Origin of the sequence: Pseudanabaenaceae cyanobacterium SKYG29 (assembly GCA_025055675.1) — a bacterium.
Lineage (GTDB): Bacteria > Cyanobacteriota > Cyanobacteriia > Pseudanabaenales > Pseudanabaenaceae > M5B4.
In genome coordinates this window covers 632868-654704 of the sequence record JANWWT010000001.1, presented here as the reverse complement: position 1 = coordinate 654704, position 21837 = coordinate 632868, and the positions used below count along the sequence as shown (strand labels likewise).

Sequence of the window (21837 nt, the reverse complement as noted above, 5' to 3'; positions counted from 1 at the left end):
AGATGAATACCTGGCGATTAGAGCGGGAGCAGGTTTTAGGTGTAATTGCGGTTACGACCCTATTTTTGTGGGCTATTGCGGCGGTCTGCCTATTCCTATTGCACTTGCCCCTAATACCGATGCAATTGAGCTTATCCCAGGGTTTGCTTGGCCTAGCTTTGGGTTTAGGTATCAGCGGTGTCAGTTATGTGCTTTATCGCTACATTAAACCGTTTCGTGACAGTGCGGACGAAAAATTCTGGCTAGTAGTAGCCCCTTTAACCTACCAAGACCTAGTATGGCTGGGTGTTTTACCAGGATTAAGTGAGGAGATGCTATTTAGGGGTATTCTTCTGCCTGCTTTGGGTTCAAACTGGTTTGGTGTTGTCACTAGTAGTGTTATCTTTGGCATCTTACATCTCAGTCAACCCCGTTTTTGTCTGTACGTTTTCTGTGTAATTTGTATAGGCATGATTTTCGCTATAATGACTCTAACCACAGGGAGCACCCTCACTGCCACTGTTGCCCATATCACTACAAATATCTTATCAGCCTGGCTATGGAAACTCTACCTCAGTAAACCTGCCAATTAACAATTTTTGAGCCATCATCACAGTCGCCATTCCAAGCCAAGGCGCACCAAACTATCAGAATATAGGGGGGAACGTCGCCACTGTATGCCACTGTGCAGAAATAACTGCCGATCGAGGGCATAGCTAGCCGAGATAGTAGTAGTACCAAGTTCTGTAGTAGTCCCCGGCGTAGTGAAAGTTTGTGCTAACCGCAGGTCAGCGCTTTGGGGAGACAAAGCAAAAACCACTTGAATACCCACATCTACACCAGTAGTATTGAGAGTACTGCGATAGCCAAGTTGGGGCGCTAAATTGATGTAGCCACCAAGGGGTAAAACGTAGTAGCGCAGATGGGCATGATAGGAGTTGCGGTCAGGGGATTCCCGTTCATAGCCCCCACTGAGAGTGATGCTGCTCTGTCCCAAGAAAACATCCTCCACCCCTATGCCGCCGCCTAAATTGTCATCCCTACTATTGATATGTAGACGCAGTTTAGTAGGAAAACTAGGAGAATTCTCAATATCTGCCCACAGATTGGGGGGAGCCTGTAACCAGCGCCGTAGGAGAGGACTGTCCTGCGCACCCGCTTGCCGCCCCACAGCCAAAAGCAGCAGCAGAACTAGGGAGACATTTCTCAAAGTTCCACTTCCTTGTAGGAGGGGATTTCCACCAGTTCTTTTTCCTTGATCTTGACAGGCAAGCGTACAGGTTCTGGTTTTTGTAGCCAGCATTCGTGCAGAGGGAGCACCATTTCCATATCATCCAGCGGACGGGGTACAATCATCAAGCTATGAAATTCACCAATCCGTTCCGCTTCGTACATCCCCGCCTCGATCGCTAAGGCCACATCCGCCACATTGCCCCTAATGATAGCAGTACACAAACCTGCCCCGATCGTTTCATAGGCTGCTAGGTGCACATCCGCCGTTTTCAGCATGACATCGGCCGCCCCCACCATTGCGGGGAAGCCCCTAGTTTCCAGTAAGCCCACCGCCTGCCCCTTCAACAGACTGTAGGAGAGATTGAGTAAATTGCCCATCCGACTGCTGATAGGGAGAATCACCTCCAAATTGGGCAAGGGTCGGGGAATGATACAGGTGGAAACTAACTGCCCAAACTGCTCCGCTGTCTCTGCTCCTGCTTGGACGGCTAGACGTACATCGGCAATCTTGCCTCTGATGATAGCGGTACAGTGACCACTGCCAATTTTTTCAAAGCCCACTAGCACTACCCCTGCCGACTTCAACATCATGTCCGCTGTGCCTACGATCGCTGGGTAGCTCTGGGTGGAGACCATGCCTAGGGCAAGATCGGTAAGGGAGGGATCAGGGATGTAAGCCATAGACTTGGGTAGCACTTAGCTTAATTTTAGCGCAATTCCTCTGGTGCCACCAGCAATTTACTTTTCTTGATACACTCCAATAACCTATCAGTTGTGCTAATTTCAAACAGTGAGGGTAAAGTTGGCTCATGGCAATAACTTTTCAGTTTAACCGTCGCTGTTATGCCTGTCACTGCCTAGAAAATCAGAGCGTACCTATTCTCAGGATTAGGAATCACAAGGGAGAACTACTAATAGTAGAGAAAGGTAATCCCCTAGCTACTATTGTCAGGAATAAACGGACAGAAGTAATTGACCTGCGGGAGAAGAGATATAATCATCTCTTTAACTTAATTAGAATGGCAGTAGTACACCTGGAAATACAAGAGAAAAATAATTTACTGACCGAGAAAGACAAAGCGATCAATAACCTCAATGCCCAAGTCGCTATTTTAGAAGAACGCAACCAAGTTCTTGCCCAGCAACAGCAGCAGATACCCCTGCAACTGCAATCCCGCTTGGCACAGCTGGAAAAAGAACTACAGATTAAACACAGGGAGAATGCCCAGTTGCAACAAAAAATACAACAGATAAGCAGTAGGGATACAGGGTCAGATACCCACATTGGGGAGGAAGTGAAATCCAGTCTCGCCTCTGTGTGGTCAAGTCTCCAAGAAATCGATCGACGGGACCTTATTTTAGCTGCTAAGCATTGCCAACAAGTAGAAGCTAGGGGGTTTGGTTCTATTTTAGGAGATTATAAAGAAGCAGCCATGCGGTTATCAGCCATTCCTGAGCGGCTAGTCAGATTAGTTGTGAAAAACTTTGTCCACTATGTTGAGGACAACAGCAATTGGGATGTGATTAATTTCCTACGGGAGAACAATCGGATGGGGAAAGAAACTTTGGGTAGTCTACCCCGCTTAGTTTGTCAGCAATGGTACACCTATGACGAGAAAATTCTACAAAAAGAACTACTTACCGAAGCAGATTTCCTAAACCTCTACAGGCTCAAAAAAATCACAGAGGAAGAGAATAATCTCTACCTACCCATACGTGCTCACTTCCAAAAATTTATGGAAACTTGGGCACATCCCGCTAGTAAATGGCTAAAGCAATCCACTACGGTAGCCTCGACCATAGATAAAATTCGCCTGTTGCGCAATCTGGCTATTCATGGGGATGTGTTCTACAGCTGGCAATACACAGAGTTAAAGTGTCTGATCTGTGGGGGGACAACGATCGATGACCGCAAAGAAATCGGTCTTTTACCTAGCGTTTATTCCTAGTTTCTCTATTAGTTGCTCTAGGACGATCGCCATATGAGTCCAGTGAGTTCCCCCCTGCAGAAACACCACATAGGGTTCACGGAGAGGAGCATCAGCAGAAAGTTCCAGGGTACTGCCATCAATGAATGTCCCCCCTGCCATGACTAAGTCGCTGATATAACCAGGCATGGGAGCAGGCACAGGGTCAACGTAGCTGTCGATGGGGGAATAGCGTTGGACAGTGCGGCAAAATTCCACTAGCTTTTCTGGTGTACCCAGTTTGATGGCTTGAATGATGTCCCGCCGCGGGGCAAAGGCGGGTGGATTGACAGGATAGCCTAAGCGATCCCATACCACTGCTGCTAAGTGGCTACATTTGAGGGCTTCTCCCACCATCTGGGGAGCTAGAAATAGTCCCTGTAAAATGAGGCGGGTTTGTTCTAGCATGGTGCCTCCCTCTGCGCCAATGCCAGGAGCGGTCAGGTAGTTAGCAGCTTTTTCTACGTACTCTGCTTTGCCCGCAATGTAACCACCCGTGGGAGCGATCGTTCCCCCTGGATTTTTGATCAGAGAACCAGCAATTAAATCCGCACCGACTGCCGTTGGCTCTTGCTCTAACACAAACTCTCCGTAGCAATTGTCGACGAAGCAAATAGTGTGGGGGTTTTGGTTTTTGACTACTTCTACAATGCGCTGGATGTCTGCTAAGTCCAAACTTGGTCGCCAGCTATAGCCGCAGGAGCGCTGAATCAGTACTATCTTAGTTTCAGGACGAATGGCATGGGCAAGGGCAGCCCAATCGATCGTTGCCTGGGGAGTAAGCGGTAGTTCCCTGTACTTGATTTGCCATTCTGCCAGAGAGCCAGGGCTGGGATACTTGCCAATTACGGGTTCGAGGGTGTCGTAGGGTGCACCCACCACGGCTAATAATTCATCCCCAGGGCGGAGGTTACCGAATAGACAACAGGCGATGGCATGGGTACCCGATACGATTTGTACTCTGACTAGGGCGCGCTCCGCTCCCAAAACTGTGGCAAAGACAGTATCGACAATTTCCCGCCCCCGATCGTTGTGTCCGTAGCCTAACACACTGGCGAAATGATGACTGCCAACTTGTGCCTGGCGGAATGCTTGCAAAACCCTGTCTAAGTGGCGTTGGGTTTGTCGATCGATGGCGTGGAAGAGGGGTTGCAGTTCGGCAATTGCCGTCTCAAGCAGAGGGTGCATGTAGTTGATTTCTATCGCAAGAATATTTTGCCTGAAGGGACAGCATAGGCTACCATGGTCAAGGTGTGATTTTACAGTGTATGGCTACCAATCTTCAGGTCGTGAGTCGCCAAGAAACTAAATCTGACCGCCAAGACTCAGTAGAACGGAAACTCGCCCAACTACATCTGGAAATAGACATGCTCTTAGAGCATCTGCACCGCCAAATCCAAACCCGCTCTCCTAAATAAGATATGACCATTACAACTGAAGAAGCGCAGCGCCCAGTTCTGCCCGCGGGCGTAACTCAACCCTGCCTAAACCTGCGGAGTGTGTTGCAAACCCTGCCCCCCCAGTGTTTCCAGCGTTCACCTCTGCGGGCCTGGCTAGGGGTACTTGTCAGTGTCATTGCTGTAGCGATCGGTTATGGGGGCTTGAGTATTGCCCCTTGGTTCCTCCTGCCGCCTCTGTGGGTGTTTACAGGTACTGCCCTCACAGGTTTCTTTGTCCTAGGGCATGAGTGCGGACACCGATCGTTTTCTGCGCAGCGCTGGGTGAATGACTGGCTGGGACATCTTTTGTTCTTGCCCCTACTCTATCCCTTCTATCCTTGGCGCTTTCAGCATGACCATCACCATCAGTACACTAATTTACTGGAAGAAGATAACGCCTGGGCACCCTTCACCACAGAAATTTACAAAAGTCACAACTTGGTCATGCAGTTTTTCTACCGGCTGTTGCGAGGACGTTTTTGGTGGTTGGGTTCCATAGCCCACTGGGCAGCCGTCCATTTTGATGCAGTTAAGTTCCCCCCGCGGCAACGGCAACAGGTACGTTTCTCCACCCACTTAGTCTTCCTCTACGCCCTCATCTTCTTCCCTGCTCTCTTGGTCAGTACGGGGGTCTGGGGTGTCGTCAAGTTTTTCCTAGCTCCCTGGTTGGTCTACCACTTCTGGATGAGTACGTTCACTTTGGTACACCACACTATGCCAGATATCCCCTTCAAAACTCGGTCAGAGTGGTCAGCTGTGGAAGCGCAATTGATGGGGTCTGTACACTGCGACTACCCCTGGTGGGTGGAATTCCTTTGCCATGACATCAACTGGCATATTCCCCACCATTTGGCTCCCTCTATCCCCTTCTATCGTCTACGGTTAGCACAAGCTGCCTTGGAGGAGCATTGGGGAGAATACCTCTACAAAACCCGCTTCTCTTGGGCATTGCTTAAAACTATTGGCGATCGCTGCCACCTCCACGATGACCGCAAATGTTATCGCTCCTTTCAGGAGGCAGGTCTATGAAGAAGTTTGTCCTCTGGGGTACTTACTGCGAGGATGTGTTACAAAAGCGCGCTCCTTTTCGCCAAGCCCACCTGGATTACCTAAAATCTTTACAGACCCAGGGGAAGTTACAAACGATCGGTCCCACCCAGGACTTGCGGCGGGTGTTCGGTGTATACCTTGCTGAGGACGAAGCTGAGGCGAGGGCGCTGATTGAGGCTGACCCCTACTGGCAAAACCAAGTTTGGACTAGCTATGAAGTCTACGAGTGGATACAGGCAATCTGAGGAATGAAAATTCTCTTAACAGGGGTGACGGGTCAGGTAGGTTGGGAATTACAGCGCAGCCTCCTACCCTTGGGAGAGGTGATTGCTCCATCCCGTACCCAGTTGGACTTGGCAGACCCTGATACAATTGTCCACTGCCTGCGGGAAATACGTCCTGAGGGTGTGATCAATGCCGCTGCCTATACGGCAGTAGATTTGGCGGAGACGGAACCAGACCTCGCCCACAGAATCAATGCAGTTGCCCCTGGGATTTTAGCAGAGGAGTGTCAGCGCTTGGGGGCTTGGTTGATCCACTACTCTACGGACTACGTGTTTGATGGCAATAGTTCTGTTCCCTACAAACCGACTGATCCTACGAATCCCCTAGGTGCCTATGGCAAAAGCAAGCGGGCAGGGGAGTTGGCAATTGCAGCAGTGGGGGGGCAGTATTTAATTTTGCGGACAGCTTGGGTATACGGAATGCGGGGCAAAAATTTTCTGCGGACGATTCTGCGTCTGGCACGGGAGCGGCAACAGTTACGAATTGTCAACGACCAAGTGGGGTCGCCTACCTGGAGTCGGGTAATTGCAGAAGTGACTGCCCATATCGTGCCCAGGGTGAGGGAGCAATCTGGTATTTTTCATCTCACCTGCCAGGGTAGTACGACTTGGTATGATTTTGCCTGTGCGATTTTGCGCTTTGACCCGCAGCGATCGGAGCAAGTGGTTACATCTGTAGAACCCATTACTACAGCGGAATATCCTACCCCTGCCCAACGCCCTGCCTATTCGGTGTTGGATTGTAGTAGCTTAGAGGAGCAGTTTCAGGTACACCTTCCTCCTTGGCAGACAGCTTTAGCCCTGGCACTGGCAACCTAAATTTACCGATCGACCCTGCGGACTTACCTAGGGAGACCTACTGTGTTGGGGGGTGGGTGCGCGATTGTCTGTTGGGGAGACAGCCGCTCGGTGAGACTCGCGAACCGCGCCCTAAAGTAGATATAGATTTCGTCCTACCGGCAGGGAGTATCGACACAGCTAGACAGATTGCTCGCAAATACAAAGCGCCTTTTGTCCTCCTCGATCGGGAACGGGAAATTGCCCGTGTGGTTTTGCCCCAGGGGAACCTAGATTTTGCCAAGCAAGTAGGGGCAACTCTACTAGACGACCTCCGCCAGCGGGATTTTTGTATGAATGCAATGGCTGTACCTGTTCACCGTCCTGGGGAAATTATTGACCCCCACGATGGCATAGGTGACCTGCAGCAGAAAATAGTGAGGATGGTCTCGCCGGAAAATATTGCCGCTGATCCGCTGCGCATTTTGCGTGCCTACCGTCAGGCTGCCCAACTCAACTTCACCATCGAACCCTGGACGCATCAGACTATCAAACAGTTAGCCCCTCTTCTACCCCAGGTAGCGATCGAGCGCATCAGGATGGAACTGACCTACTTACTGCAGAGCGATAGCGACTGGTTGCTTACCTGCCTGGAAGACCAAATTTTCTCCCCCTGGTTGCCCTCAACTAAATTGCGCCTCGATCGGTTTTGTCGCCTTGCTCCGACTATCGGGCAAATTCTGGCGCGTTACCCCCTGCAGAATTATTTTTGCCAAGCGATAGTCAATTTAACTCTCAAGTATGCTGCTCTTGTGCCCAGTGCCAGTATGTGGGATTTTTTGGGCTTAAGCCGCCAGGAACAAAAATGGATTACTACTCTGTTGCGCTACCTGCCCCAGCTCCCCTCGGCGGAAAATTCTCCCCTCGAGCAATACTACCTGTTTAGCCATGTGGGAGAGATGTTGCCCGCCCTATTTGCCCTTGCTAGAGCTGATGGCATCCCTGTCAGTGATCTGTGGCTCGATCGGTGGTTAAATCCCCATGACCCCATTGCCCACCCTGCTACTTTGGTAACTGGGGACGACCTACAACAATTCCTGGCTATCAAACCAGGGCCCCGCCTGGGACAACTCCTCATCGCTATTCGGGAAGCCCAGATTCTGCAAATAGTTAACGATCGGGAACAAGCCCTGGAGTTTGCCAAAACCTGGTGGCAAAGCACTAGTTAGGAATTAGCACTACTTTACCCTTTACCTTACCCCCAGCCAGAAGAGCATGAGCCTGTGCCGCCTCCTTGAGGGGTAGCTGTTCTCCTACCTTGACTGTAAGCTTACCACTGTCAAATAACGATCGGGCTTGTTCTAAAATCTGCACTTGGCGTTTTTGTAAATCCCGTCTTTCTTGCAGCATAGGTGTCAACATCAACTCTAAACTAATACGCAAATTTCTATCCCTTGCTACCTTCCAGTTCGTGTCAGCATCAGGGGCTAAAATCGTCACGACATCACCGTAGATTTCCACTGCCGCAAAGGTTTGCTCCAGTACCTTGCCCCCCACCGTATCAAAGGCAACCGCTACACCTTCCCCATTTGTCCATTGCATAGTTGCTGCCACGAAATCCCTCTGTTTGTAAAAAATGGGATAGACATCTGGACATAGAGATAGACAAAATTCTGCTTTTTCCTGGGAACTGACAGTAGTAGCAACCATAGCATCCTTGTGCTTTGCCAATTGAATTGCCATGTGACCAACTCCCCCTGCCCCACCATGGATGAGGACTTTCTTGTTGTCCGCCAAACGGGCCCGATCGTACAAAGCCTCCCAAGCTGTGATTAGGACTAGGGGAGCTGCTGCAGCTTCTACAAAAGAGAGAGAAGTAGGTTTGAGGGCGGCTAAATCCTCCTCGATCGTGGTGTATTCCGCATAGTTGCCCTGGTGTTTACCCAGCCCGCCATGGCAAAAATAGACAGCATCTCCCACCTTAAATTTGGTGACAGCACTACCTACGGCTTCCACAATACCTGCCCCGTCACAGCCTAAAATTGCTGGTATTTGTTTATAGAAATTGCCCCGCTGCCGCAGTTTAGTATCAATGGGATTCACACTTGCTGCTTTTAACTTTACCAACATTTCTGTCGGCGATTTAATAATCGGATCGGGCACAGACTGGTATTGTAAAACCTCTGGCTCTCCTATCCCTGTCATCACTACGGCGTACATATTTCCCCTCCCTGACTTAACTCCTCAGTGCTGATACCCTCAGCGAAAAATAGCTGTACATTTACTCTAGCCTTCGGGCTACTATTGTAAAACTAGCATCCTCAAGTATCGACCAATGATTAAACAAAACTAGGCATTCCATAAAGCTGTTTGTATTTTTTCTGTCCTGATAGCTAGCTCAGTCTTGCCATTGGCTATTCTTGGAAACACTAGAGTAACCCTTTAGAACTGGGAACCTCCCCTAGCCGTCTGGGATCAAGGGCAACTGCCATCCGCAGCGCACGGGCAAAGGCTTTGAAAGAGGCTTCGATAATATGGTGGGAATTGATCCCCCCTAACTGCCGCAGATGGAGGGTAATTTGGGCGTGATTGACCAAACCCTGATAGAATTCCCGTACTAATTGCGTGTCATAGGTGCCAACCCGATCGGTGGGAATTTGCAACCCGTAAACCAAATAGGGGCGACCAGAAAAATCCAATGCCACTTCAATCAATGCTTCATCCAAGGGTGCCAAAAAATGACCAAAGCGCTGAATGCCTTTCCGATCGCCCAATGCCTTACTGAGACATTGACCTAGGGTAATACCCACATCTTCATTGGTATGGTGGTCATCGATGTGCAAGTCTCCTTTTGCCTTAATTCTCAAGTCGATCAAACTATGGGAGGACAGTTGGTGCAACATATGGTCTAAAAAAGGAATACCCGTGTCAATCTCCGCCTTCCCTGTGCCATCGAGATTGAGGGTCACATCAACATAGGTTTCTCCCGTTTGGCGCTGAACTTGGGCAATCCGATCGGTCATACAGATTTGTGGTTACATCCTCACCTAAAATTGTAGAACTAAATGTCTGTTTCGGTACAAGTCTGTTCAGCTAGGGAGTAAAATCTGACCACAGTGCTGCTGCAAAATAGCCAATAACTGATTGGGATCGGTGAGACAAATGCTAACAATTCCTAATTTTTCTGCCCCCACCACATTAGGGGGTGAATCATCAATAAACAAGGTTTCCTGGGGGAGAAATCCCATGCGATCGAGGACGATTTGAAAAATTTGCGGTTCGGGTTTTCTAGTACCCAGCTCACAGGAGAAAAAGCAGTGATCAAACAAGTTAAAAATTTCTCCACAGTCCCTTTGCACGTACTCTAAATGTAGGTCATTGATATTGCTCAGCAGAGCTAGTTTATAGTGGGGTTTCAGTTGACTGAGTAGTTGTTTACGGTCAGGAAATACACCGACGAGAAGGGAATTCCAAGCTTGATCAATTTCGGCATCAGTGGCGACTAAATTTAACTCGGTGCGCATCCGTGCGCGGAAAGTGGGGGTATCGATCGTGCCCCGTTCATAGTCAGAAAAGACAGGGGGTTGATGGAGACGGGAATAAATGGGTGTATCCTGTGCCTGCCGTTGCAGAGCGCGGAGGTTGTGGTTAAAGCGGGGGAAATCCAGTTGATAAATCACCCCACCCAAATCAAAAATAATGTTTTTAAGCATCACTCCTCCCACAGATTTGTCACACTGCGCATACTGGTAAATGTACCATTACCTAGGATTAAATGATCGAGTAAGGGAATGTCCAAAATTTTCGCCGCCTGCAATAATTGACGGGTTAATCTAATATCTTCGGGACTGGGATCAGTATTACCGCTGGGATGATTGTGCCCTAAAATTAATTTCACTGCCCCCTGCCGTAAAACCTCCCCAAAAATGTCTCTAGGATGGGCGATCGTTTCATTGACAGTACCGATAGTAATTAGCTTCTGGGCAATAATGCGATTACGATGGTCTAGTAACAAGACTGCTAATCTTTCCTGGGGTTGCCACATAAGAATATGGCTCAAAGCATTAGCCGCTATGCTCGGTTCTGTCACCTCTGTCCGATCGGGGGGACGGCTAAAAAACACTCGCTTACCTAATTCAATTGCCGCTAAAATTGTTGTGGCTTTGGCGGGTCCTACCCCTGGAATTTGCATCAAAACTTCAGCAGAAATATTCTGCAAATAGGGGAGGGGATCAGCTTTCTCGTCTTTTGCGATCGTTTGTAAGATTAACTGTCCCAACCCAACAGCAGATAGTTTGCCTGAACCTGTCCCCAGGAGAATAGCTAATAATTCAGCGTTGGACAGAGCACTGACCCCTTGCGCTAGCAATCTTTCACGGGGACGATCGGCGGCAGTTAGGTCTTTAATGCGCAGAGAATAAGTCATTTGTCGGGTTTAGCTAATTCATCAATACGGCTGTGGAATTGCTCTGGTGCCATTTCTTTTGCCTTGGCAAACAGTTTTTGCGCTTCTTCTTCCTGCTGTAATTCCCGTTTAATAAACGCCTCTCCCAGTATGGGGCGAAAATCTTTGGGGTCAGATTCTTTCACAGACCGATATGTTGCTTCCGCCTCATCGAATCGCTTTAATTGCAGATAGGTATCCCCTAAAAATAGTTTGACACTGGCGACATCAGCACTGTTAGGTTTGATTTTGTTCGCTGCTTCTGATTTTTCGATCGCTGCTTGCAACAAGTCAATGGCGCTGTCCACACGATTGAGGGATAATTCAGTCTCTACTAACTGCTGCAAAGCATTGAGATTACTGGGTTCGATTGCCAACACATTGCGATATTCCGTAATTGCTTTGTCTGTCTCTTGTAGTTGCTGATAGGTGCGAGCTAGAGTTAGGCGATAGACCGTTTGTTCGGGGTAGGTATTGGCTAGGGTTTGTAGATAGGGAATTGTACCTTTGATGTCACCAATTTGAGTTTTCAATTGCACAATATTTTCTAGGGCAAACTGATTCGTAGGTTCTTTCGCCAAAACTTTTTCGTAGCTAGCAATCTCTACCTTGATTTTCTCCTCTGGTGAAAGGGTGGTTTCCTGGGGGGCAGGTTTAGGGGCAGGGGGTGACAGAATACTAATAACTAGAGGAACAACAGATACACCCAGAAAAGACAGGGAAATCAGAACAGAAAAGATAGCAATAATCCACTGCCGCGCTGTCCTTTGTGCCACGATCGGTATCCCCCTAAACGCCTTGTTTATTTTAGCCTATGTTACAATTCCCCTGACTCTAGCAACTGTGTCTATGCTCCTATATCTTTCCACTTGGCAAGAAGTTGAAGCTTACCTGCAGCGGTCTCAGGGTATCATCATTCCCATTGGTTCCACAGAACAACACGGTCCAACGGGCTTAATTGGTACGGATTTTATCTGTGCGGAAACGATCGCTAAAGGCATCAGTGCTCAACGGGATGTCATGGTGGGTTCTACTATCACGATCGGGATGGCGGAGCACCACACAGCTTTTCCAGGCACAATTAGTCTACGTCCTACCACGTTAATTCTGGTGTTGCGGGATTATATCACCTCCCTGGCAAGACATGGCTTTACGCGCTTTTTCTTTATCAATGGGCATGGCGGCAATATTAACATTATGCGTACTGCCTTTTGTGAACTCTACAGTGACTTACCCCACATCCGCTGTCAGATTGCCAATTGGTGGGTTGGTCCCGAGGTCAGCAAACTGGCAAAGGAACTCTACGGCGATCGGGAAGGTTTCCACGCCACGCCCAGCGAAATTGCTCTCACTATGTATGCCTACCCTGAAGCCATCAAACAGGCAGAGCTGGCTCCCCTGCCTAACGTGGGTGTGAAAATCTATAGCCCCCAGGACTTTCGCCAACGCTATCCCGATGGACGTATGGGGTCTGACCCCTCCCTGGCGACTGTAGAACACGGCAAACGCTTCTTTGAAGTGGCAGTCAAGGAGATTGGCGAGCAGTACGACAAATTTTTAGCGGAAGTGTAGTACAATAGGGGACTACTGCGGGTGTAGTTCAGTGGTAGAACGTCAGCTTCCCAAGCTGAATGTCGTGGGTTCGAGTCCCATCACCCGCTCTTGAGCCAATGGCTTAAGTCCCGATCGAGTAAGCGCTGTAAATTTTCTATCTCCCTTCTAAAATACTGTTTGAGAATTTGGCGCAGCCAGGGGGAGAGGGGCTGATAATTGCCGACTAAAACTCGGTCTGGTGGGGGCAGTTGGGGAGGACTTTCCACACCTAAGAAGGCGTAGACTTTTTCTAGGGTACTTGAGTGGTCGTTAGCTAAATCCTCCTGCAACAAAACTAACACCTGCTCCCTGGGGAAATAGCGATATAAATTCCGTAATTGGGCAGTATAAAAACCGCGATGGCAATAGGAACATACCCGTTTAGCTGTTTTTTCTGCGTCCAAATTTTGCGGTAATGACAGCCGCAGCGGCTCTAGGGCAATTGCAACGGCAAAAGGCAAAATTTCCCACTGTCTTTGTAACTCCATTTGGTAGTGGGAATAGGCCCGATCGATGGGATTTCGCAGCAAAACAATTAATTTCATCTGGGGATTATATTCAGCAATGCGAGGGGCAATGTGGGGTAAATACATATAAATTGGTGTTGCTTCCCCGATTAACTTTTGCCCCCTGTAGTTAGGGAAAAAACTGTGGTAGTAATCTATGCCTAAATGGTAATGGCGATCGTAGTCAAAGAAATGCACTTCCTTGACAGGAGCTAGACAAATATCAGGATGTTGGCTGAGAAATTTAGCTAGAGCTGTTGTACCTCCCTTTTGGGTGCCGACAATCAAGAAATTTACCTTAGTCATCACTAAAACCGAGATAGAGTTCCACCACTTTGGGATTATCTAACAGAGCCTTGCCCGTATCAGTAAACGCAACTTTGCCACTATCCATTACATACCCCCGATCGGCAATCGCTAGCGCCTGGCGGGCATTTTGTTCTACTAGTAAAATTGCTGTACCCTGTTCCTTAATGCGCAAGATTAACTGAAAAATCTCCTTGACCAAAATTGGGGACAAAGCGGCAGAAGGTTCATCTAGGATTAGCAGTTTGGGGGATACCATCAGTGCCCGTCCCATTGCTAACATCTGTCGCTCACCCCCTGAAAGAGTACCCGCCTTTTGCCTTTGTTTGCGCGCCAAAGTAGGGAATATACTGTAAATTTCTTCCTTCTTTGCCCTTGTATCCTGCTTGCTAGTAAATGCTCCCATCTCTAAATTTTCATTGATAGTTAAAGAGGGGAAAACATTGGCAACCTGTGGCACATAACCCATCCCTAATCGCACCAATTGTTCAGGGGGTAAGCCCACGATCGGTCTGCCATCAAATGTAATCTCCCCCTGACTGACACGCATCAAGCCAAATATTGCCCTTGCCAATGTGGATTTACCAGCACCGTTAGCACCAATAATTGTCACTAATTCCCCTGGTTGCACAAAAAGGGAAACCCCCTGTAATATATCCACTTCTGGTACATAGCCGCCATACAAATTGTTGACGGTAAGGAGTAAGGCATCATTCATGCTTCATCACCCTCATCACTGAACGTTCTTACCAATACCATCCCTGCAACAAAGCCAGCGACATGGGCAATAAATGCCACATTAGAATGCAGCGCAGTGAAGGCATAGACTGTCTGTCCCAATATCCAAAAGCCTAGCAAAATTACAGCAGGTAAAGGAACAATAAAAATAGGGGGAATAAGAGTAAATACTATAGCACGAGGGTATTTGGTAATGTACGCCCCCATCACTCCTGATACGGAACCACTTGCCCCCACTAACGGCACGTTGACATTAGCAGAGAAAATGGACTGTACTACTGCCGCAACCACGCCACAGGCTAAATAGAAAAATATAAACCTGAATTTGCCTAAATAGTCTTCCACATTGTTGCCAAAAATCCACAGATACCACATATTGCCGATAATATGACCCCATCCCCCATGCAAAAATTGATAACTAATTAGAGTAAAATATTCGCGGTTAGGGGCGCTAAATAGTTGTTTTGGTACCACCGCCCAAGTATCAAAAAACATACTAGCTAAAACTTGATTGCTGAGGTTAAAAACCTGATACAAAAAGATTGCCACGTTGCAAATAACCAGAGTATAGACTACGATGGGGGTCGTGCGGGTGGGATTGTCATCATAAAGGGGAAGCATGGCGCAACTAGCAGCTCCGATCGGGTTATCTTAATATTATTTCCTGAATAGGGCGCTATAATGTGAGGAATGAACGACTTGCCACAATTTTTCTCCCCTGGGCATGAATTGACTAACAACGGTCGAATCGAGAGCCTTGCCGACCGAGTGCTACCCCTCCATCTCCTGGTCATGGGCAAGGTGAGCACGGGTAAAAGTTCTTTACTCAATGCTCTGCTGGGCAAGGCACGCAAAAACTCCCCTTTCAAGGTGCGGGCGGAATCGGGCGTGACCCAAACCCTGGAACGCTGGCAACTCAATCCCTATCTCTGTCTGATTGATACCCCTGGCTTGGATTATCTCCACAACTCTGATTGGCAACTGCCCCCTATTGATGTTGGTATTTTTGTAGTAGCGGGTTCGGCGGACGGGCGGCAACGACAACATCTCGATCGCCTACGGGAGTTATGTCCTAGAGTAGTGGTCGTCCTCAACAAAATTGATCAGTACGACAAATGGCAACCCTTTGTCCTCGATCGGGTCATGGAGCAATGGCGGCAGGCGCTGGGGATTGAGCGGATTTTCCCTACCTGTACCTTTGGCTTTGACCCTGAGTTGGACTTGTCAGTACAGCTAGACCTGCGGGGTATAGAAGACCTCAAGGCAGAACTAGAGAAATTGCTAGGCAGTCGCTGGCAGGAACGGCAAAAACGTAAGCAGGTTTCCCTGTCTACCCTAGTTGGTATCGTCACACCCACTATCCGATCGATTGCCGAATCTGGTAGCACGAGCCGCCGCAGTCCTTTTATCCCTGGCTTACTGGCAATTGCTCTAGGAGAACTCCATCAGCTCTACTATGGGCGCTCTCTGGCTGGACAGGAAACCCACCAACTCCTCCAAATATTGCCCTCAAGGGGCTGGTACTGGCTGGCAGAGGATAACCACTTTCTGCTTAACACCGATCGGTTACGCCTGGCTGTTCTCGACAGTTTAGCTCTGTTGGTAGGAGCAATCCAAGCCTGGTCATCTCAGCAACCCCTGACTCCCCAGCTGTGGGAAACTATTCGCTCTAACCTCTCTGCCTACCTAGAACCAGAATTACCCAGTTATTGGACAAAAACGATCGAGGACATCCTAACTAATCAGTCTGTTGCAGCAACTTGATTAACTCCTCTTTTTTCATCCTGCTAACATCAGCAATGCCCCTGGCTTTGGCTAAATTTCTTAACTCTGTTACAGTCTTATTGGTAAACTACGACAGTCAGAGCACGAGGAGTATTATCCATCTTATCTTTGATCAAAGATACTACTTTATCTACGTTTTCTGTCGTCAATTCCAAGCAGACTGTTGCGGGGAAAACAACTTTGCTGTGCTTCCTGAATAATTGGATATGGGTACCATTGGTAATGATGCCCCAATTCGGCGCTAGGAGCTGCCTTCTACCTTGTCTGACAGCCATGACTAAGCATGAGGATGTTATTCCTCTAGTTCCCCTGTGTATACATCTAAATCGATCTAGCAAATTTGCAGTCTTGTTTACAACTTACACTCTAGTCTTGTCTTACATCCTTCTTGCAGTTTTAGCTAGTCTCTTGTCACACCCCTTGACCAAACAAGTTGTCCAGCACCGTTTGCCAATCCCGATCGTACCGCAGTCTGATAACTGTGTATCCATCCTCTTCTAGCTTAAGTTGATCTCGCTTATCTTTCTCTGTCTGATCTGGCATGTCATGAATCGCTCCATCGCAGAAAATGCAGAGTCTTTCTTGTTCGTACAAAAAGTCAGGCGTAACGTAGGCACCTGGAATAAGTTTTTGACAATAATCTGGTAGTGGATACCCCCGATCGTAGATATACCTCAAAACTTGTCTTTCCAACTCGGAATCAGGATGGGTCTGTTGTAACAGGGCTTGAAAGTGCTTCTCCCGATCGGTAGGACTTTCATCAGCAACTAGTTGGATATGAGATTTAATCAACTCCTGGAGAAAATCCCGCACCAAGTGTCGATTGATGAGATGATGAGCCAGTTGGTTATTGTAAGAGAGTAAACATTCGTAGCAGGCATAGGTACAGCTATCTTTAATGTCTTTGGTATCAACAAAGTGGCAAATTTCTAGAGCGGACTGGGCAATCTTGCTGATACTGAGAGAATCATCCATAAGCTGAGCTAATACACCTGCTCCACCCTCTGCCGCCTCCCAAAACAACACATAGTTGCCACTGCCAACTAACTCTGAACTCAGTTCTCCTAACTCCAACTTGTAATAGTTTTGTATGGCTCTTTCCAGAGCGTACTGCAAGGTTGTAACAAACTTATTAGACTCTTTCTTAGGAAGTTGTAGGGGCTGGCACAGCATGAGGTTAGAAGTTTCTTCCACAGCCAAGTAGACACCCGTGTGCATCGTTGCCCTAGCTTTTGACTCCTGGGTGCAGACCTCACCTGTTTGGGAGTCAATCCTAAATCCTCGCTCCCTTGACCTCCTTGCTCCATGGTTAACCCTCATTATTTGGGCAGCAGGGGCAAACTCCAATCTCAACAGCTCCTTGCCCCCAGAGTTGAGAACAAGCCCTACTTTCCTCTCCTGACCATAGCGATAGTGAGTAGTGGTGTAGTAGCCTTGCCGTGCTCTTTCCTCCTCATCACAGGTGACCCGCTCCCGTGACTTTGCTTCTACAGCAGTCATTGTTAAAACCCTGAGTAATTTAGTTTCGTATTCGCTGCTCGTTTGGCTTAGTGCCCCCCCACAGTTGATACAAGTATCACGATCGTACTCTTCTCGGACATGGAAATAACCACAGTTAGGACAAACAGCCATTCTTTGGTAGGCTTTTTCTACTCCGTCTAAAGGCAGGCGGATACGAGATACCTTGTAACGTTTACCTTCGTGGTAAATGATGTTATCAGGAGCAAATTCCGTGATAGCTACTACTTTCCCCCGATTGATAAACTCAGATTGATCACGGGATTTAAGACAAGCCCGCACGGGAATACGGGGGAAATTGAACCCAGGTAGGAAGCCTTCCTCTGCTAAATAACGGTAGGGGTAGAACTCTAGGTCTGACTTGTTACCCTCCACCTCTCCAGTCAGTCGTCGAATTTGAGTAATAGCCTCTTTCTCCTGTAATTCAGCATCTCTACGCTCCTGCGGGGAAATACCAACCTGGTCAATCAGTTTTCTGGCGGCATCTCTTTGCATGATCGCTGTTTTATACAACTCACGCCACCGATCGCAAGCAATATGCAACTGATTGGGGGAGTTAGCTAGGACATGACTGAGCCACTGTTCGTTGAAAAACTTGTGCCGCTTTAAGTCCTGTTGGGCAAACTGGTCTTGAAAAATGGACACCAATTCTGCCAGACATTTTCTTTGTTCTGATTCCGATAGGTGTAGCTTTAACCAAATTTCTTGTCTGATGGGCAAATCAGGGTCTTGTAAATCAAGTAACTGTGCCATGCTCTCCCCTAGAGACACCCCTGTGTAAGCTAGCCAGACAGAGTGGATATGACTAATAATTAGGTCAGGGTTGCTTAAATCCAGCTGGGGCGGAGATACTGCTCCAAACACCATATCGATTTGGCGACGGTAGAAGTATTGATCATGGTTACTGAGGGCAGCAGCGTAGGTAACTACTAGTGCTCCTTGACCACCTCGACCCGCTCTACCACTCCGTTGAGCATAGTTGGCTGGGTTGGGGGGTACATTGCGCATGTGCACAACACTGAGGTCAGCAATGTCAATGCCTAACTCCATCGTGGGGGAACAAAAGAGAGCAGACAAATGTCCCTTGCGGAATGACTCTTCCCTTTGCTGTCGCTGTTCTGTGCTGACCTGTCCTGTGTGCTCTCTGCCCTGCACTGTTGCTATTTCTGTAGGATTGGTCTTATAGAAGTTTTGGAAGAAGGAATTAACAAGAATGTTTCGCTCCCGATCGCTATCCAGGTATTTAGCGTTCAAAGGATCGGGCTCAATCTCACTGACTTCTTGACCACGCCAAAGGAGAGTGTTTACTTTCAGTTGTACCTGCCAAGAATTATGGGGATGAGGACGCAGGTATCCATACTTAATGAGAGCTTGAATTAGTTTTTGTATCAGGCGGTTGTAATCATCTTCAGGCAGTCGCTCCTCCAGCCAATTCCATGCCCTAGCCGATCGTAAAAACAACCCCAAACGACTACGCGCACTCAACTTTATTGTTACATTTTTACTTTTATCTGGCGTTAAAGCTGCCCATCCTGCCGATCGGAGTTCAGTGTTTTCATCAAAGCACCAAGGCTCTTTAAGTGCCTGATTTACCTTTCGTTTTAGCTCCTCAATCTGTTGCTCTTGCATGTTTGCTGCATCTATCACTAGCTGACGACGTAACCGATCGAGGAAGATGCAACATACTCTGTATCTTTGCTCAGTAGTAGCCTTGAGGAGGACTGGATGTTCGTATTTAACCCAGCAGTCAGAATTGGCACACATTTCCATTAAGCCTTCGTATTCCACCCTTAGCAGTCCTGCTTGTTCCAAGTTGGGTTGTACTATGCGCCAACCTCTGCGCAAGTCTTCGTAGAGCAGGTATTCTATGTAGTGATGCAGGGCTTCTTGGTTTCTCTTTGCTCCTATTCCTTCAGCGGGCGTGATAGCATAATCTTCCTGCTGTAGCTGTAATTCGTCTACTACTTTATTGACAATGTTTTCATGCCTAAGGACTCCGTGTTTGGCTAGAGCCGATCGGAGCGCTGCCCGCAATCTAAATGTCATGACGAAATCATTAAAATGTCCTGCTTGGAGAGAAGCATCCTGGCGGTTATCAGTAAAACTGAGAATTTTGGCTCCCTCTGGCTGGAGTATGCCCGCTTTTGTCTGTTCTTTGAGTTGACGGATGGCTGTAAGAGAAATAAGAGTAGTGGCAGTACTGCGTCCCTCGCTACTAAGGCGTGCTAACTTGCTGAATTCTCCCGTACGTTTGTCATAGACAACCCCACATTCCAGACAGAGCAGAAATGGCTTAGCAATAAACCAACACTTCACAGCATCGCTACTGTAGGGGCGAGTAATTTTACCATCTGGCGTTACCCATATATCTTCAGGAATGTGCTGGCCTTTTTTGCTTTGCGTAAACCAATTGTCTGGTAATTGTTCCTCATCTTCCTCTGTCCATAAATGAGGACGATCGAGGGCAATGTAACCATCAATAACGTCATCCCTAGTCATTTCTTCCTCTGTCAGTGCTTCAGCGGATAGAGGCTTGATGCATTCGTTACCTTCTCGCCGCACCATATAGTATTCCTGTCCACATTCCCGACAAAACACCAGGGGGAAAAGCAATCGATCGTTCGTAGTCCGATATTTTCCTTCTAGGGTTAGTTCCCGCCGATCGGGAGGTTCGAGGGTAGCATAGACACTACCGCCCTGGGAAATAAACTGATGAACCCGAAAAGCTAGACCCCCCACCTTACTACCCCACAGGAGAACGTTTTGCAAGGCTGACTCACAAGTAGATATATCTAATCCTGTTTGTTCTGCCAGTATTTTTGCACTCATTTCTAAGGTAGTGGGCTTGCGACGGATAAACTTACCCCCGATCGTTTCTAGTCCAATATTTTCTTCCATCCATGCCACTAGGGGATGCCTTTTGTAAGTGTCTAAGTCTTGGGATGGCACCTCTTTTGCGCAATCAGTAACAGCAGTAACTAACTCTGTTTGGGACGGAGAAGGCCTATTTATTGATTTAACCAGAGTTTCATCTATGACATTACTAACAGGCACTTCTACACCAAACAATTTACTTGCCACTTCTGCTACAACTTTTCTTCTTTCCTCGATCGTTCCTTCACTAGCCATAGTGGCACTAGTCCCAATACAGATCAGGTTTTGTTTACTGCGATGGCGTAACTTGCGCACTAACAGAGCTACATCTGCACCTTGTCTGCCTCTGTAAGTGTGCAATTCATCTAGGATTAGAAATTTAAGATGGGGACTAGTTACCAGCCTGTGCTCATGTACACGGGAGAGCATCAACTCCAGCATCACATAGTTAGTCAGCAGAATATGGGGAGGCTCATTTTGAAGTCTATTCTTTTCTGCCAGGCTTTCCTGTCCTGTATAGCGGGCAACAGTGATGTGACTATCAGGTACATTGCTCAAGAATTTTTTAATTTCTTCTAGTTGTGAATTAATTAGGGCATTCATGGGATAGACTAAAATTGCCCTTACCCCTCTTAAGTCACGATTGCGAGATAGGTCATCAATAATAGGAACAATGTAGGTCAAGCTTTTACCAGAGCCGGTACCAGTAGTCACAACAAAGTGCTGATGTTTTTGGGCTAGGAGAAATGCTTTTTCTTGATGTTCGTAAAAATGGAAAGGCTGGCTGTATTTACTGCGAAAATACCGATCGCAATCTGCATGGAGTACACCATCTCTAACTAGTTGGGAAACTGTACGACCTCTTTTATAGGCAGGATTTAGTTGTATGAGGGGCGGTGACCAGAGAAAACCTTTATCTATCTCTGCTTCTACAAACTCTTTTAGTCTGCTGTCTCTAATTTTGAGGAAACTTTTAATGTAACTAGCATAGTTATCAATTACTGCTTGACGTAGTTCAAAAATATCTAGCTTGGGGGAAGGGGCAGAGGGTGCAGAAGCCTGGGTATCTAGGGGTTGCAGTTGCTCCCTAAGGGTAGGGCTGATTGTGGCGGGAAGGAAGAGTAATTCAATGTCTGCAACGGAAAGGGATGACGGGAAAAGTAGGGCAAGTACATCTGCGGGAATTCTCTCTACTCCTGTGGCATCAATCTGGCAAAGTCGGTTCTGGATTAAGGTACCGATCGCACTAACTGCACTGGGGGGATAGTTGAGAATTTCTGAGAGCTTGAGGATTTGCATCGTCAATATACTTCTGCCCAGTTCTTGTATTTTAGATATAAGCGA

At 47.8% G+C, this 21837-nt stretch carries 22 protein-coding genes and 1 tRNA gene; 10 read left to right on the top strand and 13 right to left on the bottom strand.

Features of this window, described 5'->3' with window-relative positions; translation table 11 throughout:
* The first annotated feature begins 2 nt into the window (after positions 1 to 2).
* Positions 3 to 572 (top strand): CPBP family intramembrane metalloprotease, encoded by a 570-nt coding sequence (locus tag NZM01_03120; GenBank protein ID MCS6959019.1) that lies wholly within the window; start codon positions 3 to 5, stop codon positions 570 to 572.
* Between the two features lie 17 nt (positions 573 to 589).
* On the opposite strand, the gene NZM01_03115 is transcribed toward NZM01_03120, so the two are convergent.
* Both NZM01_03115 and NZM01_03110 read right to left on the bottom strand, forming a co-directional pair.
* On the bottom strand, positions 590 to 1189 hold the full coding sequence (locus tag NZM01_03115; protein ID MCS6959018.1) for a hypothetical protein: 600 nt from the start codon (positions 1187 to 1189) through the stop codon (positions 590 to 592).
* Entirely contained in the window at positions 1186 to 1893 is a 708-nt protein-coding gene (locus NZM01_03110; protein MCS6959017.1) for a BMC domain-containing protein, read from the bottom strand. Before NZM01_03110 ends, NZM01_03115 begins: the two co-directional genes overlap by 4 nt.
* A 128-nt stretch (positions 1894 to 2021) precedes the next feature.
* Between NZM01_03110 and NZM01_03105 the strand changes: the two genes are divergently transcribed.
* Positions 2022 to 3161, top strand: coding sequence for a hypothetical protein (locus NZM01_03105; protein MCS6959016.1), 1140 nt, complete (start codon positions 2022 to 2024; stop codon positions 3159 to 3161).
* On the opposite strand, the gene NZM01_03100 is transcribed toward NZM01_03105, so the two are convergent.
* The gene (locus tag NZM01_03100) at positions 3141 to 4367 is read right to left on the bottom strand and encodes a methionine gamma-lyase family protein (protein MCS6959015.1); all 1227 of its coding nucleotides are present in this window, start codon (positions 4365 to 4367) and stop codon (positions 3141 to 3143) included. The genes NZM01_03105 and NZM01_03100 overlap by 21 nt on opposite strands.
* Before the next feature lie 80 nt (positions 4368 to 4447).
* Between NZM01_03100 and NZM01_03095 the strand changes: the two genes are divergently transcribed.
* From NZM01_03095 to NZM01_03075, 5 genes are read left to right on the top strand one after another with little or no spacing between them, the layout of a single operon-like run.
* A complete protein-coding gene (locus NZM01_03095) occupies positions 4448 to 4597 on the top strand; it encodes a hypothetical protein (protein MCS6959014.1) in 150 nt (49 codons plus the stop codon).
* Positions 4598 to 4600: 3 nt separating this feature from the next.
* Complete coding sequence (locus tag NZM01_03090) at positions 4601 to 5647, top strand: fatty acid desaturase (protein MCS6959013.1); 1047 nt, start codon at positions 4601 to 4603, stop codon at positions 5645 to 5647.
* Positions 5644 to 5913 carry a YciI family protein gene (locus NZM01_03085; protein MCS6959012.1) on the top strand — a complete coding sequence of 90 codons (270 nt, stop codon included), beginning with the start codon at positions 5644 to 5646 and terminating at the stop codon, positions 5911 to 5913. Before NZM01_03090 ends, NZM01_03085 begins: the two co-directional genes overlap by 4 nt.
* Before the next feature lie 3 nt (positions 5914 to 5916).
* Positions 5917 to 6771: a dTDP-4-dehydrorhamnose reductase gene (gene rfbD, locus NZM01_03080; GenBank protein MCS6959011.1), complete on the top strand. Its 855-nt coding sequence runs from the start codon at positions 5917 to 5919 to the stop codon at positions 6769 to 6771.
* Positions 6735 to 7958 (top strand): CCA tRNA nucleotidyltransferase, encoded by a 1224-nt coding sequence (locus NZM01_03075; protein ID MCS6959010.1) that lies wholly within the window; start codon positions 6735 to 6737, stop codon positions 7956 to 7958. The genes rfbD and NZM01_03075 overlap by 37 nt, the downstream gene beginning before the upstream one ends.
* On the opposite strand, the gene NZM01_03070 is transcribed toward NZM01_03075, so the two are convergent.
* The 5 genes from NZM01_03070 to NZM01_03050 all read right to left on the bottom strand — a co-directional run bounded on the left by NZM01_03070 (position 7951) and on the right by NZM01_03050 (position 11949).
* A complete protein-coding gene (locus NZM01_03070) occupies positions 7951 to 8949 on the bottom strand; it encodes a zinc-dependent alcohol dehydrogenase family protein (GenBank protein ID MCS6959009.1) in 999 nt (332 codons plus the stop codon). The two genes, NZM01_03075 and NZM01_03070, sit on opposite strands and share 8 nt — an antisense overlap.
* Before the next feature lie 209 nt (positions 8950 to 9158).
* Positions 9159 to 9752 (bottom strand): imidazoleglycerol-phosphate dehydratase HisB, encoded by a 594-nt coding sequence (hisB, locus tag NZM01_03065; protein ID MCS6959008.1) that lies wholly within the window; start codon positions 9750 to 9752, stop codon positions 9159 to 9161.
* Between the two features lie 66 nt (positions 9753 to 9818).
* Positions 9819 to 10442 (bottom strand): HAD family phosphatase, encoded by a 624-nt coding sequence (locus NZM01_03060; protein MCS6959007.1) that lies wholly within the window; start codon positions 10440 to 10442, stop codon positions 9819 to 9821.
* Positions 10442 to 11155, bottom strand: a complete 714-nt coding sequence (gene radC / locus NZM01_03055) for a DNA repair protein RadC (GenBank protein MCS6959006.1) — start codon at positions 11153 to 11155, stop codon at positions 10442 to 10444. The genes NZM01_03060 and radC overlap by 1 nt, the downstream gene beginning before the upstream one ends.
* Positions 11152 to 11949, bottom strand: coding sequence for a tetratricopeptide repeat protein (locus tag NZM01_03050; GenBank protein MCS6959005.1), 798 nt, complete (start codon positions 11947 to 11949; stop codon positions 11152 to 11154). The genes radC and NZM01_03050 overlap by 4 nt, the downstream gene beginning before the upstream one ends.
* Positions 11950 to 12022: 73 nt before the next feature.
* Here NZM01_03050 and NZM01_03045 point away from each other — a divergent pair, with 73 nt between their 5' ends.
* Both NZM01_03045 and NZM01_03040 read left to right on the top strand, forming a co-directional pair.
* Positions 12023 to 12745 (top strand): creatininase family protein, encoded by a 723-nt coding sequence (locus tag NZM01_03045; protein MCS6959004.1) that lies wholly within the window; start codon positions 12023 to 12025, stop codon positions 12743 to 12745.
* 17 nt (positions 12746 to 12762) lie between these two features.
* Positions 12763 to 12834, top strand: a tRNA-Gly gene (locus NZM01_03040).
* Here NZM01_03040 and NZM01_03035 read toward each other — a convergent pair.
* From NZM01_03035 to NZM01_03025, 3 genes are read right to left on the bottom strand one after another with little or no spacing between them, the layout of a single operon-like run.
* The gene (locus NZM01_03035) at positions 12826 to 13578 is read right to left on the bottom strand and encodes a sulfotransferase domain-containing protein (GenBank protein ID MCS6959003.1); all 753 of its coding nucleotides are present in this window, start codon (positions 13576 to 13578) and stop codon (positions 12826 to 12828) included. The two genes, NZM01_03040 and NZM01_03035, sit on opposite strands and share 9 nt — an antisense overlap.
* The gene (locus tag NZM01_03030; GenBank protein MCS6959002.1) at positions 13571 to 14296 is read right to left on the bottom strand and encodes an ABC transporter ATP-binding protein; all 726 of its coding nucleotides are present in this window, start codon (positions 14294 to 14296) and stop codon (positions 13571 to 13573) included. The genes NZM01_03035 and NZM01_03030 overlap by 8 nt, the downstream gene beginning before the upstream one ends.
* Positions 14293 to 14937 (bottom strand): rhomboid family intramembrane serine protease, encoded by a 645-nt coding sequence (locus NZM01_03025; GenBank protein MCS6959001.1) that lies wholly within the window; start codon positions 14935 to 14937, stop codon positions 14293 to 14295. Before NZM01_03025 ends, NZM01_03030 begins: the two co-directional genes overlap by 4 nt.
* A gap of 69 nt (positions 14938 to 15006) precedes the next feature.
* Here NZM01_03025 and NZM01_03020 point away from each other — a divergent pair, with 69 nt between their 5' ends.
* Positions 15007 to 16080, top strand: coding sequence for a GTPase domain-containing protein (locus NZM01_03020; protein MCS6959000.1), 1074 nt, complete (start codon positions 15007 to 15009; stop codon positions 16078 to 16080).
* A 77-nt stretch (positions 16081 to 16157) separates the two neighbouring features.
* Here NZM01_03020 and NZM01_03015 read toward each other — a convergent pair whose 3' ends face one another.
* Together NZM01_03015 and NZM01_03010 are read right to left on the bottom strand one after the other, a co-directional pair.
* A complete protein-coding gene (locus NZM01_03015) occupies positions 16158 to 16376 on the bottom strand; it encodes a hypothetical protein (protein ID MCS6958999.1) in 219 nt (72 codons plus the stop codon).
* Between the two features lie 136 nt (positions 16377 to 16512).
* Positions 16513 to 21792, bottom strand: coding sequence for a DEAD/DEAH box helicase (locus NZM01_03010; protein ID MCS6958998.1), 5280 nt, complete (start codon positions 21790 to 21792; stop codon positions 16513 to 16515).
* Between the last annotated feature and the right edge of the window lie 45 nt (positions 21793 to 21837).